This window comes from Rhodospirillales bacterium (genome assembly GCA_018666775.1).
GTDB lineage: Bacteria > Pseudomonadota > Alphaproteobacteria > SMXQ01 > SMXQ01 > JABIXC01.
The window spans coordinates 265521-280656 of the sequence record JABIXC010000017.1 but is presented as its reverse complement, the minus strand read 5'-3'; the positions used below and the strand labels follow the sequence as shown (position 1 = coordinate 280656).

Annotated in this window: 15 protein-coding genes; all 15 read left to right on the top strand. The window is 52.5% G+C overall.

Annotated features, from left to right (window positions below):
• The first annotated feature begins 91 nt into the window (after positions 1-91).
• Positions 92-1312 (top strand): deoxyguanosinetriphosphate triphosphohydrolase, encoded by a 1221-nt coding sequence (locus HOJ08_09310; protein ID MBT5673630.1) that lies wholly within the window; start codon positions 92-94, stop codon positions 1310-1312.
• A 2-nt stretch (positions 1313-1314) separates the two neighbouring features.
• Entirely contained in the window at positions 1315-3078 is a 1764-nt protein-coding gene (locus HOJ08_09305) for an arginine--tRNA ligase (GenBank protein ID MBT5673629.1), read from the top strand.
• Positions 3078-3974, top strand: coding sequence for a hypothetical protein (locus tag HOJ08_09300; protein ID MBT5673628.1), 897 nt, complete (start codon positions 3078-3080; stop codon positions 3972-3974). Before HOJ08_09305 ends, HOJ08_09300 begins: the two co-directional genes overlap by 1 nt.
• Positions 3975-3988: 14 nt before the next feature.
• Positions 3989-5038, top strand: coding sequence for a beta-N-acetylhexosaminidase (gene nagZ, locus HOJ08_09295; protein MBT5673627.1), 1050 nt, complete (start codon positions 3989-3991; stop codon positions 5036-5038).
• Positions 5035-5730, top strand: coding sequence for a site-2 protease family protein (locus tag HOJ08_09290; GenBank protein MBT5673626.1), 696 nt, complete (start codon positions 5035-5037; stop codon positions 5728-5730). Before nagZ ends, HOJ08_09290 begins: the two co-directional genes overlap by 4 nt.
• Positions 5731-5768: 38 nt before the next feature.
• Entirely contained in the window at positions 5769-6581 is an 813-nt protein-coding gene (locus HOJ08_09285; GenBank protein MBT5673625.1) for a segregation/condensation protein A, read from the top strand.
• 21 nt (positions 6582-6602) lie between these two features.
• A complete protein-coding gene (locus HOJ08_09280; protein ID MBT5673624.1) occupies positions 6603-7436 on the top strand; it encodes a hypothetical protein in 834 nt (277 codons plus the stop codon).
• Between the two features lie 228 nt (positions 7437-7664).
• On the top strand, positions 7665-8645 hold the full coding sequence (locus tag HOJ08_09275) for a Fe(3+) ABC transporter substrate-binding protein (protein ID MBT5673623.1): 981 nt from the start codon (positions 7665-7667) through the stop codon (positions 8643-8645).
• Between the two features lie 108 nt (positions 8646-8753).
• Positions 8754-10409, top strand: a complete 1656-nt coding sequence (locus HOJ08_09270; GenBank protein ID MBT5673622.1) for an iron ABC transporter permease — start codon at positions 8754-8756, stop codon at positions 10407-10409.
• A 24-nt stretch (positions 10410-10433) separates the two neighbouring features.
• Positions 10434-11561 (top strand): ABC transporter ATP-binding protein, encoded by a 1128-nt coding sequence (locus tag HOJ08_09265; GenBank protein ID MBT5673621.1) that lies wholly within the window; start codon positions 10434-10436, stop codon positions 11559-11561.
• A gap of 85 nt (positions 11562-11646) precedes the next feature.
• Positions 11647-11880: a twin-arginine translocase TatA/TatE family subunit gene (tatA, locus tag HOJ08_09260; GenBank protein MBT5673620.1), complete on the top strand. Its 234-nt coding sequence runs from the start codon at positions 11647-11649 to the stop codon at positions 11878-11880.
• 42 nt (positions 11881-11922) lie between these two features.
• Positions 11923-12318, top strand: coding sequence for a twin-arginine translocase subunit TatB (gene tatB / locus HOJ08_09255; GenBank protein ID MBT5673619.1), 396 nt, complete (start codon positions 11923-11925; stop codon positions 12316-12318).
• Between the two features lie 48 nt (positions 12319-12366).
• On the top strand, positions 12367-13164 hold the full coding sequence (gene tatC / locus HOJ08_09250; GenBank protein ID MBT5673618.1) for a twin-arginine translocase subunit TatC: 798 nt from the start codon (positions 12367-12369) through the stop codon (positions 13162-13164).
• 9 nt (positions 13165-13173) lie between these two features.
• Entirely contained in the window at positions 13174-14457 is a 1284-nt protein-coding gene (serS, locus tag HOJ08_09245) for a serine--tRNA ligase (protein ID MBT5673617.1), read from the top strand.
• Entirely contained in the window at positions 14450-15088 is a 639-nt protein-coding gene (locus tag HOJ08_09240) for a protein-L-isoaspartate(D-aspartate) O-methyltransferase (GenBank protein MBT5673616.1), read from the top strand. Before serS ends, HOJ08_09240 begins: the two co-directional genes overlap by 8 nt.
• The last annotated feature ends 48 nt before the right edge of the window (positions 15089-15136 follow it).

Sequence of the window (15136 nt, the reverse complement as noted above, 5' to 3'; positions counted from 1 at the left end):
TTTCTCCCATTGCGCCGACGCACTCAGCGTGTGAAATTAAGGAAAACACGTGGCGCGTAAAAAAATGCTAAAAATTGTGCCCAGAGGATAAATGGCAACAAAACCCGACCCAAAATCGAAATCAGCATCCTTTGGCCCCCCCTTTGGGCCAAGACTTGCTGAATACGCCTGCGATCCAGCCCAAAGCAGGGGGCGGCTCCATTCAGAACCCCCCAGTTCCGGGCGTTCCGAATTTCAGCGCGATCGCGACCGCGTCATCCATTCCACCGCATTTCGCCGCCTCAAGCATAAAACCCAGGTTTTCGTGTATCACATCGGGGATCATTACCGGACCCGGTTGACCCATTCTCTGGAAGTCAGCCAAATCGCGCGCTCTATTGCCCGCGCATTGGGGCTCAACGAAGATTTGGCCGAAGCCTTGGCGCTGGCCCATGATTTAGGCCACACCCCCTTTGGCCATGCCGGGGAAGATGCCCTGAATTCGGCCATGAAGGACTATGGCGGGTTCGATCACAACGCGCACACGTTAAAGATTTTGACCCAACTTGAATGCCGCTATGCAGAATTTGATGGCATCAACCTGACCTGGGAAACCCTGGAAGGGGTCGTCAAACATAACGGGCCGCTGGTTGTGTCCCATGACCCGGAACATGAAGTCATCAGTGATGCCATCCTTGGGTTTGATGCCAAATTCCCGCTGGATCTCCATACCTTTGCCAGCGCAGAAGCACAAGCTGCCTCCCTTGCCGATGATATCGCCTATAACAACCATGACATTGACGATGGCTTGCGCGCCGGATTATTCACAACCGAAGACATGGCCGACACCCCCTTGGCCGGGCCGATTTTCAAAAAAGTTTCAGAAAAATGGCCGGGGCTAGAGCAAACACGGTTGATCCATGAAGCAGTGCGCCGCCTGATCAACGCGATGGTATCAGACCTGATCGTTGAATCCAGACACAGGATCGAGGCCGCCCAGCCCCGTTCGGCTGATGAAATTCGCAATTTGGATCATCCTGTCATTGCTTTTTCCGCCCCAATGGCTGAAAACGACCGGGCGCTGAAGAAATTCCTGTTTCAGCGCATGTATCGCCATGAAAGCGTCAACAAAATGACCGAAGCCGGGGCCAAAATCATCCGTGACCTGTTTGACCTCTACCTTAGCAATCCTGATCAATTGCCTGAGGAATGGCGCACATCAGGGAAACAAGAGAGCGCCCGGGTGGTCGGGGATTACATTGCCGGAATGACTGACCGATACGCCATCAGTGAACATGACCGCCTGATCGGCGGCGTTGATATGAAGAATTAAAAATGAATTTATTCAGTAACTTCCAGTGTGAAATTATCAAAGTAGTTAAAGACCTGTCAGAAGAAGGTCTGCTGCCCGATGGCATCGCGCAAGACCCTGTTTGCGCACGCGTTACATGCGAACCCCCGCGCGATCCTGCCCATGGTGATATTTCAACCAATGCGGCCATGGTTTTGTCAAAAGTGGCTAAAATGAAACCGCGCGATGTGGCAGAATTGCTGGCAGGTCGCCTTGGCACCCACACATCGGTCACAGAGGTCAGTGTTGCAGGGCCCGGTTTCATCAATATGCGCCTTGATCGCGAATTCTGGATGGGTCGTCTGCGCGATGTGCTTGAAAAGGGCATAACGTACGGCGATTCCAATCTGGGGGACGGCAAAAAAATCAATATCGAATACGTTTCTGCCAATCCCACCGGCCCCATGCATGTGGGCCATGCCCGAGGCGCCGTGGTGGGCGATGTATTGGCATCGTTGTTGGAAAAGACCGGGTTTGATGTTTGCCGCGAATATTACATCAACGATGCAGGCGCACAGGTTGATCAATTGGCGCGCTCAGTCCATTTGCGTTATCGCGAGGCAAATGGCGAAGCCATCGGAGCAATACCCGAAGGCCTGTATCCCGGTGACTACCTGAAAGACGTTGGCGCAGCCTTGGCTGCGAAATACGGCGATCAATGGATGGAAGGGGATGAAGCCACATGGCTTGCCGATATCCGCACCTTTGCCATTGATGCCATGATGGACCTGATCAGAGACGATCTTGCCAGTCTGGGGGTAAACCACGCCGTCTTTTCATCAGAAAAGGCTTTGGTGGATGGGGGCAGGGTGGATGAATCCTTCGCTTTGCTGGAAGGAAAAGACCTGATCTATACCGGTGTTCTGGAACCGCCAAAGGGCATGAAAACGGATGATTGGGAACCAAGGCCACAGGTTCTGTTCAAATCCAGCGAATTTGGCGACGATATTGACCGGCCGCTTAAGAAATCCGATGGGGGCTGGACCTATTTTGCATCAGACACCGCCTATCATCTGGATAAATTCCGCCGTGGGTTCGATACCATGATCGATGTCTGGGGGGCAGATCACGGTGGCTACGTCAAACGGATGGCGTCATCGGTGAAGGCATTGACCGATGGCCAAGGTGCACTGGATGTCAAACTGTGCCAATTGGTGCATCTTCTGGACGGCGGCGAACCGGTTAAAATGTCCAAGCGCGCGGGCACCTTTGTCACCCTTCGCGAAGTGGTCGATGCAGTGGGGTGCGATGTGGTTCGCTTCATCATGCTCACCCGGTCAAACGATGTGACCCTGGATTTTGACCTGCAAAAAGTAACCGAACAAACCCGCGACAATCCCGTTTTCTATGTTCAATATGCCCATGCCCGGGCATTTTCTATCCTGCGCAACGCCTTGGAAGCCTTCCCCGATCTTGACACCAGTGTTAAGGCCTTGAGCCAGGGATCATTTGATGCGTTGGTCGATGATTCTGAAATTGCCCTGATCAAACTGATGGCAACCTGGCCACGGATCGTTGAAAGTGCCGCCCAATCCCATGAACCCCACCGTGTGGCATATTATCTTCAGGAACTTGCCGCTGCATTTCACGGGCTTTGGAATCAAGGCAACACGGATGCGGAACGCCGATTTATTGTCGATGACAAAGAGACAACCCTGGCAAGGCTTGCGCTGGTTCGTGCCATGGCCCTTGTCATTGCATCGGGGCTTAAGGTATTTGGAGTAAACCCTGTCGAGGAGATGCGCTGATGAGTGACAACAACGCTGGTGGGTCAGAAAGCCCTGAACCCACTCGAAACGCGCTAAATTTGGAGACCATCAACGTGCCACCTGAATCAGATAGAGAACAATCAAGTTCGCAGCCTGCACCACTGCGCAACAAAATGCTGGGCATTGCAGCCGCTGTTGCCGCCGTTACCGGCTTTGCAGGCATTGCTTGGTATGCCACCAATCAAGGGCAAAAAGATTCAGCAACGACCGTGCCCATCATTCAGGCCGATAAAGCCGCGATCAAAATTCGCCCGGAAAAACCCGGGGGCTTAAAAATTCCCAATCGTGACAAACAGGTCTTTGCCCGGATCAACCCCGATGGTGCGACTAAAAATGTGGAGCGCTTGATGCCGCCCCCTGAAAAACCGATGGCGAAACCCGCCGCACCGGCACCTGCCATGGCCGAAACAGAATCCACCCCACCGGTTGGACCTTTGGTGCCAGAAAAGCCTGAGATGCGCCCAAAGCCAGCCGCGCCGCAAAAAGCACCAGAGATCAAAGCCAGCCCCGCCCCTGCGCCAAAGACCGTGGTTAAGGTAGCCGCCAAACCTGTTAAGCCTGCTGTCAAAAAATTGGCCCTGAAAAAGCCTGCCAAACCTGCCGCCAAGACAAAGATTATGCCAAAGGGCGCGTTTCAAATTCAGTTGAGTGCCGTTCGTTCCAGCAAGGGTGCAAAGGCCCTCGCAAAACGCACCCGCACGGCCCACAATAAAATTCTGGGCAATGTGAAAATTTTTATTGTTCGCGCCAACCTTGGCAAACGCGGCACCTATTACCGTTTGCGTGCAGGGCCTTTCTCAACGCGTGCAAAGGCCGCCGCCGTTTGCGGCAAACTTGCTGCCCGTAAAGCAAGTTGCATCGTCGTTAAACCCTGATGCTTGGCTGATCTATGCCCCGCGCTGCAATCCTTGGTCTTTCAGGACTTGATCTCACAGAGGCAGAAAGAGACTTCTTTCACCACGCCGATCCTTTGGGATTCATTCTGTTCGCGCGCAATTGCGAAACACCTGACCAAATCAGGTCTCTTGTCGTCAGTTTGCGCGAAGCCGTGGGCAGGGATGATGCGCCGGTCCTGATTGATCAAGAGGGTGGGGCCGTCGCACGGCTTCGCCCGCCCCATTGGCGCGAAGCACCACCTGCAGAAAAGTTTGGAGCACTTTGGGATAAAAACCCGGCCGATGCACAACATGCAGCCCGGCTAAATGCCCAATTGATCGGGATGGAACTGATTGATCTTGGAATCACGGTTGATTGCGCCCCGGTACTGGACATTCCGGTTAAAAATGCCGATGCCATCATTGGCAATCGCGCATTTGGTTCAGAGCCAGAGCGGGTTTGCGCCCTTGGCGCTGCATTCTGCCTTGGCCTGATGGATGTCGGTGTCTTGCCAATCATCAAACACATCCCCGGCCATGGCCGAGCCACCAATGACAGCCACAAGGCATTGCCTTTGGTTGACACCGAGCGGGCGGTTTTACAACAAAGCGATTTTATTCCGTTTGCAGCCATTGCCAGGGCTGCGGGGAAAGAGGGCATTCCAATGCCTTGGGCCATGACGGCCCATGTGGTTTTCACAGACATAGACCCCGACCATCCAGCAACCCTTTCAAAAACGGTTATTGAGACCGTGATCAGAGGGGATATCGGGTTCGGTGGCATCTTAATTTCCGATGATCTATCCATGAATGCCCTGTCAGGCCCCATGGGACAGCGCGCCATTGATGCCATTCAGGCTGGTTGCGATCTAAACCTGCATTGCAACGGAGACATGATGGAAATGGTGGCGGTGGTAACCAACACGCCGGAAATCAGCACGGCCACTGCGGAAAAGCTGGCCCAATCTTCTGGCATCATGGGGCAACCGCCAGTTGGGTGCGAGCTTGAGGGCGTGGAAGCGGAACTGAACGATATGCTTGAAACGCTGGGAGAAGACCAATGATGGGTGGCCACTGGGATCAGGCATTGTACACAGCCTCTATCTGGATTTTGCCCCTTTTGCTGGCCATTACCCTGCATGAAGCCGCCCATGGCTATGCCGCACTACGTTTGGGCGACGATACCGCGCTCCGTGAAGGACGGATTAGCCTCAATCCACTGCGCCATGTTGATCCATTCGGCACGGTTCTGATCCCCGCCTTGCTTCTGATATCAAGCGCGCCCTTCCTGTTTGGCTATGCCAAGCCCGTTCCCGTGAATTTTTCCAGGCTGAACCGCCCGCGAACTGACATGGTATGGGTTGCCGCTGCCGGACCTGCCACAAATTTTGCGCTAGCCATTATCTCGGCACTTTTGATGCATCTTATCTTTTTGGTGCCTGCATCCGCTGCACCCTGGATCGCTGACAACTTATTAAATTCCTTTTATATCAATATTATAATTGCCATCTTTAATCTTATACCTTTACCACCACTGGATGGGGGAAGGATCGCAGTTGGAATCCTTCCTGACCCGATTGCCATGCCGCTGGCACGGCTGGAACGGTTTGGCATGATGATCTTGATTGGTGCCTTGTTTCTTCTGCCCTATATCGGACGAACGCTGGGTATTAATCTCAATATTTTTCCATGGCTGATTGGCACGCCGGTGCAGTTTTTTATGAAGCTGATCGGCACCATGACGGGGCATGGCTAAGACCTGACACGGGGCCGGTTTACGGTTAATATAACACCATGAATGAACCAGAAAATTTCAAAGAAGTCCCAGATTCAAAAGATTCAATGCCGGCACCGGATGCCGTTATTGGACTGGAGGGCCAATTACTTTTGGACCTTGATGGTTTTGAAGGCCCCATTGACCTGCTTTTGACCCTGGCCCGGGACCAAAAAGTCGACATCACCAAAATTTCAATTCTGGCCCTTGCGGATCAATATCTGGCGTTTATAGCCCATGCCCAACGGATCAGCCTGGAAGTGGCCGCAGACTACCTTGTGACAGCGGCGTGGCTTGCTTACCTCAAATCCAGACTTCTGCTTCCCGTCGACAATACGGAAGAACAGCCAACAGGGCAGCAAATGGCCGATGCACTGGCATTTCAGCTGCGTCGACTGGAATCCATGCAAAAGGCCGGGGTTGGGTTATTTGACAGGTCCTTGATGGGGCGCGATGTATTTGCCCATGGCATGACGGAACGCACCGATGTGGTCACTGAGGCCATCTATGAACCCAGCCTTTATGAACTCTTGCGCTGTTATGGCCAGATACAAAGCCGTGAAACCGATTCAGTCCTGCACATAACCCCTCAGGAATTATATTCCGTAGAACAAGCCGTTGACCGCCTGCGGTCACTTTTGGGGCAAATGCCAGATTGGGGAAGCCTTTCAACGTTCCTTCCCGAAAATCTGAAGGACGGCATTCTCATGCGCTCAGCCCTTGCATCAACCTTTGCAGCCACCCTGGAACTGGTACGACAAGGCCATGCCGAACTGCGCCAAGACGGTGCCTTCAGGCCCATTTATATCCGCGCCCGAAACCGCGAAGATTAATAAACAGGAACAAATGCGTCCATGAACGAAATTGAAGAACAAAATAGAGAAGCAGATAACGCTGGCCCTGAAACACCAGAAGGTCCTGATGGGGCCGGGGCAGGGGCAGGGGAGGCATCTTCTGCAGGCGAACCCGATTCCCAACATTTGCGGTTGCTAGAAGCCATCATTTTTGCATCCCCCGAACCCTTGCCCGAAAAGACAATGGCCGACAGGATGCCTGACGGCGCCGATATTCAAGGACTTTTGGCCGCCTTAAAAGATCACTATGAAAATCATGGGTTCAATTTAGCCGAAGCGGGTGGGCGCTGGTTTTTCCGCACAGCAACAGATCTTGCCGATCAACTGCGCGTTTACAAATCTGTATCCCGCCGGCTTTCACGCGCAGCCATGGAAACCCTTGCCATCATTGCCTATCACCAGCCGGTAACCCGTGCAGAAATTGAAGAAACCCGGGGCGTTAGCCTATCAAGGGGCACGTTGGATGCGCTTCTTGAAGCGGGTTGGATTGGCCCAAAGGGGAAACGCCGCACCGCTGGACGGCCAACAACCTGGGGCACGTCGCCCACATTCTTGGTTGAATTCGGCATTGAATCCATTGCTGACCTACCCGGGTTGGAAGACCTCAAAGCGGCCGGGCTTTTGGACAAACGACCCTCTATGCAAATCACGGATATGCAACCCACCGCCTTTAATGAGGGTGACGATATTGATTCTGAGCCTGAAGATGAGAATGATGAAGCGGATGAATTGATTGCCCTTGAGGATGATCTTGTCAACTCCCCGGAAGAAGACACCCCGCAAGACGAAGATACCCCTGAAAACAATCCCGATACCATCAACCCGCCAGACTAAGGCCACGTTCCATTACCTTAAATCAAATCTTGTAATATCATAACGGAGTACTTATAAACGCTATTGATAATTATTATCATCTAATGATATTCAGAATAGAAAGAAGGAAATAGGAAGATGCATAAAAGTATTGTGTTCGGAAAAATCCAAAATCTAGACAGGTTCATAAAAAAGAACCCCATAAAAAATCTAGGGATAGCAATCGGTTTGGTGGTTGGGTTTGCAACAATGACGGCCCAGCCAGTGACGGCAGCGGAACAGGTCAACATTTACACATCAAGACATTACAAAGCGGATCAAGATCTTTTTAAGGCCTTTGAAAAAGAAACCGGAATCAAGGTCAACACCGTGCAGGGAAAAGATAACGCCCTGTTTCAGCGCCTAAAGCGGGAAGGCCGCAATTCACCCGCCGATCTTTTGGTCACCGTCGATGCAGGCAATCTTGGACGCGCCCAAAAAGCCAACTTGTTTCAACCCATACGTTCCGAAAAAATCTATAAAGCGGTCCCCAAACGATTACGTGACCCCAAAGGCCATTGGGTTGGCCTGACAATCAGGGCGCGGGTCATTATGTACCACCTTGATCGGGTTAAACCGTCTGCGCTTTCGACCTATGAAGGCCTCAAAGATAAAAAATGGAAAGGCCGCATCCTGATCCGGTCGTCCAACAACATCTACAACCAATCCCTGGTCGCATCCTTGATCGCCACAATGGGCAAGGAAAAAACGCTGGCTTGGGCAAAAGGATTTACAGCAAATTTTGCACGCAAACCTAAAGGCGGTGACCGCGACCAAATCCGTGGCGTCGGTGCGGGCGTTGCAGATATTGCTATTTCCAACACCTATTATCTTGGGCGATTAACAGCCTCTAAAAAAGCCAAAGACAAAGCACTGGTTGCAAAGATTGGGGTGTTTTTTCCAAATCAGGGTGCGGGAAGAGGGGCGCATATCAACATATCCGGTGTTGGCATTACACGACATGCGAAAAATGTAAAAAACGCCACCCGGTTGATTGAATTTCTGTTGCGTAAAAAATCACAGAAAAAATATGCCAATGCGAATTATGAATATCCGGTTCGCGCAGACATTCCATTATCTGGCATTGTGAAAGCCTGGGGGGCCTTTAAGGCCGACCACATAAACGTTGTGAATTTTGCACGTTACAATGCCGATGCTGTCCGCATCATGGATAAAGCGGGTTGGCGCTAGGGATAAGGCCGGAGGAGCCACACACTGAGCACGCATATACCCATTCCCGGTGATTCGCCGCCGGACCTGAAAGAGGCAAGGCCCCGCACTGGATTTACGGTTCGGGGCATGAACCGCTGGACCGTCATCACAATCGCCATTGCGGCCTTGTTTGCCGTGCCTGTTCTGGTGATCCTTGCCCATATATTTGTGCCCGCTGGTGACGTCTGGAAACATCTGGCATCAACCTTACTTGCCTCTTATGTAACCAATTCACTGCTGTTGATGATCGGTGTTGGCACCGGGACCTTGATCATTGGTGTGGGCACAGCGTGGCTGGTCACCATGTGCCGGTTCCCAGGCGCAAAGCTGTTTGAATGGTGTCTTTTGTTGCCCATGGCCATGCCTGCCTATGTCATTGCCTATACCTATACCGGGCTTCTTGATGCGGCAGGCCCGGTCCAGGAAACAATCCGCGCGCTTTCAGGGCTTGAAATAGGGCAATACTGGTTCCCGGAAATCCGCAACCTGCCGGGCGCCATGACCATGATGACCCTGGTGCTTTACCCCTATGTTTATCTGTTGTCGCGTGCGGCATTTCTGGAGCAATCGATTTGTGTTCTGGAAGTATCGCGCACGCTGGGGCGCACCCCATGGCAGGGGTTCCGGTCCGTCGCCTTACCGCTGGCACGGCCCGCCATTGCAACGGGCGTGGTATTGGCACTGATGGAAACCCTGAATGATTTTGGAACCGTGCAATATTTTGCGGTGGACACCTTTACCACGGGCATTTTTCGAACCTGGTATGGATTGGGTGAACCCGCCGCCGCCGCACAATTGGCGGCCATGCTGATGATTTTTGTTTTGCTGTTGATCCTTGGCGAACGATTATCACGGGGACAGGGCCGAACCCATCACACAACCCAACGCTATCGCTCTATTTCGGGTTATCAATTGCGCGGATTACGCAAAGGGCTCGCCATCACAGCTTGTATTTTGCCGGTTCTTTTGGGCTTTTTCATTCCTGCTGGCACCCTTCTTTCATGGTCGCTGGAAACGGCCGACACCATGGTTGATCGTCACTTTTTTGAACTGGCCTTTAACAGCTTCACCCTTGCCGCAACGGCGGCTGTGTTGGCTGCCGCCATTGCAACGGTCATGGCCTATGGATTACGCCTAAGGCCCACGCCCCTAACCAAAGCTGCTGCACGCCTTGCCAGTATGGGGTACGCCATCCCGGGTGCTGTTATCGCGGTTGGCATCTTGATCCCATTTTCATGGTTGGACGGAACCATCAATGACTGGTCCCGTGCGACGCTGAACGTTGAACCGGGCCTGATTTTTTCAGGGACCATTGTTGCGGTTATTTTTGCGTATCTGGTTCGGTTCCTTGCCGTTTCATTTAACGCCGTAGAAGCATCGCTGGCTAAAATCACGCCGAACATGGATGACGCCGCACGAACCCTTGGCAAAAAACCCGGACAGATTTTATTGCGCACACATTTTCCAATCATGTCTGGCACCTTGCTAACAGCCGGGCTTTTGGTTTTTGTCGACGTTATGAAAGAATTGCCTGCAACCTTGATTTTAAGGCCCTTTAATTTTGATACTTTAGCCATTCGAACATATCAGTTAGCCTCTGACGAAAGGCTAGCCGATGCTTCCAGTGCGGCCCTTGCCATTGTCGTTGTTGGTATTATTCCGGTCGTTTTGTTAAGCCTTGCCATTGCACGATCCAGGCCCGGATCAAGCCGTATCGGTTCGCCCACCGAGAGTAGGGAGTAGTATACGTTGCCTGATACTTTTTTAATGCTGGAGCACATATCACACGCCTTTGAAGACGGTGAACTTGTCCTCAACGATATCAGCCTGAAGATGAACCGGGGCGAAGTCATGGCCTTGATTGGCCCGTCGGGGTGCGGCAAGACGACAACCCTTCGCCTGATTGCCGGTTTAGAAGAATTGCAAGTCGGGCGCATCACCATGGATGAAACGGTTCTTGCTGGCGGAGACGCAGAAATCCCCCCTGAAAACAGAGGCATTGGGCTGGTGTTTCAGGACTACGCCTTGTTTCCACATCTCAACGTTTACAAAAACGTGGTGTTTGGGATTGAAAACCGTCCCAAAGGGGAGCAAAAGCGCCGCACCATGGAAGTTCTGGAACAAGTCGGCATGGCCAAATATGCCGATGTCTATCCTCATCAATTATCTGGTGGCCAGCAGCAGCGGGTCGCCCTGGCCCGTGCTTTGGCCCCGAGCCCGAAACTGGTGCTTTTGGATGAACCTTTTTCCGGCCTTGATCCTGATCTTCGCGGCGTCATTCGCAACGACACCTTGCGCATTCTGAGCGAGCAGGGGACAGCAGCCATTCTTGTCACCCATGATCCAGAAGAAGCCATGTATCTTTGTGATCACATTGCCTTGATGAACAAGGGTGAAATCGTCCAATCAGGAAACCCTGAAGAATTATATTGCAAGCCCAACAGCCCCTTTGCGGTCCGGTTTTTTGCATCCAGCAACGTCTTCAGCGGGGTGGTTGAAAAAGGCCATGTTGAAACGCCCTTTGGCCCGATCCCCGCACCGGGGCTTCCCGACAACGCCCCGGCAGAGGTCTTTATCCGGCCCGAAAGCCTTCGCTTCGATGCGAAAGGCGGCATTGGCAAGGCGGAGGCTTGCGTCAAAGGCTCCCGGTTTTTGCGACGTTCAATCCTGACAACCCTTGATTTTGGGGATTTCAGGGGCACAAACATTCAGCTTCGATCCCGCACCGCCGGGCATTATATCCCCGAAACAGGGTCCCATATCACGGTGACACTGGACCCCGATCAAACCTTTGTTTTCCCGGGGCTGAGCAATTCAGACAGTGGCAGGTTAAATGACGGGGGTTCTATCCGCACCAATTTCAGTGATACCGGGGCCGATAACAGCCGCCCCTAAGGGTTCTGTTGCCCTCCGTTGCCCTGCCTCCATCTTTCTGCCATTATCCGTGCCAATTGAAGGCATCCATAAACGGAGTAGCACCATGAGCATTGGCGTCTGGCAGGTCGTAATTATTTTGGCCATTGTCCTTATCATTTTTGGCGCAGGCAAATTGCCCCATGTTATGGGTGATGTTGCCAAGGGCATCAAAAATTTCAAATCTGGCATGGCTGATGAAGACGGGGACAAAAAAGACCTTGAAGGAAGTAAATCTTCCGGCACGGCCACATCTTCGGCTAAATCTGAAAAAGCCGAAGTCGAAAACAAAAAAGGTTAAGCTCATCGGTGGTGTTTAACCACCCTGAGCGGGTAAGCGCACATGTTTGATATCGGCTGGGTAGAGATGATGGTCGTCATTATCGTGATGGTCGTTGTCATCGGACCAAAAGACCTGCCCGGGGTCTTGCACACCATCGGGAAATGGATTTCCCAAATGCGGGCCATGGGCCGACACTTTCAGGAAAACATCGAAGAAATGGCACGCGATTCTGGCGTTGATGGCGTTCGCGATGAGATGAATGCCCTTCGTGATTTCAGAATGGATGAAGAAATCGAAAAAGCCATCGACCCTAAAGGGGAACTGGCCGATGGCATTAACGCCGATGCCCAAACAGACAAAGATGATGTCGAAGCAATCGCAGGTCCTTCAGAAAAATCACAAGATGCCCCCGCGCCAAAAAAAGACAAAACCGGCACACCTGAGGAAAAAGCTTAAGTGAACACCATCCATCCAGATCAGCCAGATCCCCTGAAAGCGCAAAAGATGGCGTTGCTGGATCACCTGTTGGAATTGCGCAACCGGTTGATCTATTCATTCGCAGCCCTGCTTGTGGCCTTTCTTGCGTGCTACGCCTTTGCCGATGAAATTTTTGCCTTTCTGGTTCGCCCCTTAGCCGATGTTTACAACGGTGAACCGGGGCGGCGCATGATCTTTACCGGCCTGACGGAGACGTTTTTCACTTATGTCAAAGTGTCGCTGTGGGCGGGTGCATTCCTGTCCTTTCCTTTTATTTCCATGCAGCTTTGGATGTTCATCGCACCGGGGCTGTATCGGAATGAAAAGAAAGCCTTCCTGCCATTTTTAGCCGCAACACCCATTTTATTCTTTATGGGCGGCGCGCTTGTTTACTATTTCATCTTTCCGCTGGCCTGGGCATTTTTCGTCAGTTTTGAGACACCCGGTGGGCCGGGCCAATTGCCGATACAGCTGGAAGCCCGGGTTGCTGAATATCTGGCATTGGTGATGAAACTGATCTTTGCCTTTGGCATTTGTTTCCAGCTTCCCGTTGCCCTGACATTGATGGGCCGGGCCGGGCTGGTTACGGCAGAAACGCTGGCCGCCAAACGTAAATACGCCCTTGTCATTACCTTTGTTGTTGCCGCCGTCCTGACCCCACCGGATGTTATCTCTCAAGTGGGGCTGGCGTTGCCCATCATCGTGCTTTATGAAATTTCAATTATCGCCGTCAGAATTGCCCAAAGCCGTGCCCAAAAAATGGATGATGACTGGGATGATGAGGGTGATAATGATGACGAAGATGACGATGACGATAATAAATAGGCACCTGTAATGTTTGATATACGCTGGATTCGTAAAAACCCTGATGCCTTTGATCAAGGCATGGCGCGCCGTGGGCTGGAACCGCAAGCCCAAGCCCTGATCGCGCTGGATGCAGCCCGGCGCGAAGCCACGGGCATGGCTCAGGAAATCCAGACCCGGCGCAATGCTCTTTCTAAACAAATCGGTGCCTTGAAATCAAAAGGCGAAGATGCTGCTGACATCATCGCCCAGGTGGCCAAGGACAAAGACGCCCTGACTGAGGCCGAAGCCGACGTCATCGAAGCTGGCGCTATCTTGAAAGATGCCCTTTCGATCATTCCCAACCTGCCCGCCGATGACACGCCCGATGGTGCGGATGAAAGCGACAATGTCGAAATTCGCAAAATCGGCGACGTGCCCACATTGGATTTTGACCCCAAAGAACATTTTGAACTCGGCACCAATTTAGGATTGATGGATTTTGAACAGGCTGCGCGCATGTCTGGATCGCGCTTTGTTGTCCTGAAAGGTGCCTTGGCACGGCTTGAACGCGCCCTTGGGGCGTTCATGCTCGACATACAAACGTCCGAAAATGGCTATACCGAAATCGCACCACCATTTTTGGTCCGCGATGAAGCATTGTTCGGGACCGGCCAATTGCCAAAATTTGCCGATGACCTTTTTTCCACAACTACCGGGCATTGGCTGATCCCAACGGCAGAGGTTCCGCTTACCAATTTGGTACGTGAAGATATTCTGGGTGAAGATGCGCTGCCCATGCGGGTTACCGCGCTGACACCATGTTTCAGATCAGAAGCAGGGGCTTCGGGCAAAGACACCCACGGCATGATCCGCCAGCACCAATTTGACAAGGTGGAACTGGTGTCCATTGTTCGACCTGACCAATCCATGGATGAACATGAACGCATGACCGGTGCTGCCGAAGACATTTTAAAGCGCCTGAACCTGGCCTACCGGGTTGTCACCCTGGCAACGGGCGATCTTGGGTTTTCGGCACGCAAGACCTATGACATTGAAGTTTGGCTGCCGGGCCAAAATGCCTATCGTGAAATCTCTAGCTGTTCCAATTGCGGGGATTTTCAGGCCCGGCGCATGAACACCCGGTTCCGGCCTGATGGCGACAAGAAAAGCCCCCAGTTTGTGCATACCCTGAATGGTTCCGGGTTGGCCGTTGGCCGCACGCTGATTGCCGTCATGGAAAATGGACAAACCGCAGATGGCACCATCAACGTGCCCGAAGCCCTTTGGCCCTATATGGGTGGCATCCAGGAAATCAAACTGGGCGATGGCTGAACCCCGCCAAATCAGATTGATCATGGAATTGCGCGCCGAAGGCGTGAAAGACCCAGACGTGCTGGGTGCCATTGAACGGGTGGCCCGTGAAAAATTTGTGCCTGATCAATTTGCCGATCGTGCCTATGAAAATACAGCCCTTCCCATTGGCGAAGGCCAGACCATCAGCCAACCGCTGATTGTTGGCCTAATGACCCAGGCTCTGGAAGTCGGCAAGCGGATGAAGGTTCTGGAGATCGGCACGGGGTGTGGTTATCAAGCAGCTGTCTTGTCTCAGCTGTGTCGCCGCATCTATTCGATTGAACGCCACAAAACATTGTTGGCCGAAACCACCCGCAGGCTGACCCAATTGAATTACACCAATATCACCACCATGGCCGGTGACGGTTCCAAAGGCTGGCCTGCTCAAGCCCCCTTTGATCGCATCATTGTCACGGCCGCTGCCAAGGATGAAGCCCCCAAGGCCTTTTTCGACCAACTGGCCCCCGATGGCATCTTGATCATTCCCATCGGATCATCACCCATTGATCAACAGCTTTGGAAATTTCGCAAAAATGCAGAAGGTGAGATTAGCCAGGAAAGCATTTGCCCCGTACGCTTTGTGCCACTGGTCAGTGCGGCCAACACGTGAATAACAGAGCAGGGCACAGAGCTTGGCATTGAGATTAGTCAAAAGCTC

What these genes read in the sequence shown, in the direction of transcription:
- HOJ08_09310 (MBT5673630.1), top strand. Translation starts at nt 92, where the DNA reads ATGGCAACAAAACCCGACCCAAAATCGAAATCAGCATCCTTTGGCCCC.
- HOJ08_09305 (MBT5673629.1), top strand. Translation starts at nt 1,315, where the DNA reads ATGAATTTATTCAGTAACTTCCAGTGTGAAATTATCAAAGTAGTTAAA.
- HOJ08_09300 (MBT5673628.1), top strand. Translation starts at nt 3,078, where the DNA reads ATGAGTGACAACAACGCTGGTGGGTCAGAAAGCCCTGAACCCACTCGA.
- nagZ (MBT5673627.1), top strand. Translation starts at nt 3,989, where the DNA reads ATGCCCCGCGCTGCAATCCTTGGTCTTTCAGGACTTGATCTCACAGAG.
- HOJ08_09290 (MBT5673626.1), top strand. Translation starts at nt 5,035, where the DNA reads ATGATGGGTGGCCACTGGGATCAGGCATTGTACACAGCCTCTATCTGG.
- HOJ08_09285 (MBT5673625.1), top strand. Translation starts at nt 5,769, where the DNA reads ATGAATGAACCAGAAAATTTCAAAGAAGTCCCAGATTCAAAAGATTCA.
- HOJ08_09280 (MBT5673624.1), top strand. Translation starts at nt 6,603, where the DNA reads ATGAACGAAATTGAAGAACAAAATAGAGAAGCAGATAACGCTGGCCCT.
- HOJ08_09275 (MBT5673623.1), top strand. Translation starts at nt 7,665, where the DNA reads ATGACGGCCCAGCCAGTGACGGCAGCGGAACAGGTCAACATTTACACA.
- HOJ08_09270 (MBT5673622.1), top strand. Translation starts at nt 8,754, where the DNA reads ATGAACCGCTGGACCGTCATCACAATCGCCATTGCGGCCTTGTTTGCC.
- HOJ08_09265 (MBT5673621.1), top strand. Translation starts at nt 10,434, where the DNA reads ATGCTGGAGCACATATCACACGCCTTTGAAGACGGTGAACTTGTCCTC.
- tatA (MBT5673620.1), top strand. Translation starts at nt 11,647, where the DNA reads ATGAGCATTGGCGTCTGGCAGGTCGTAATTATTTTGGCCATTGTCCTT.
- tatB (MBT5673619.1), top strand. Translation starts at nt 11,923, where the DNA reads ATGTTTGATATCGGCTGGGTAGAGATGATGGTCGTCATTATCGTGATG.
- tatC (MBT5673618.1), top strand. Translation starts at nt 12,367, where the DNA reads ATGGCGTTGCTGGATCACCTGTTGGAATTGCGCAACCGGTTGATCTAT.
- serS (MBT5673617.1), top strand. Translation starts at nt 13,174, where the DNA reads ATGTTTGATATACGCTGGATTCGTAAAAACCCTGATGCCTTTGATCAA.
- HOJ08_09240 (MBT5673616.1), top strand. Translation starts at nt 14,450, where the DNA reads ATGGCTGAACCCCGCCAAATCAGATTGATCATGGAATTGCGCGCCGAA.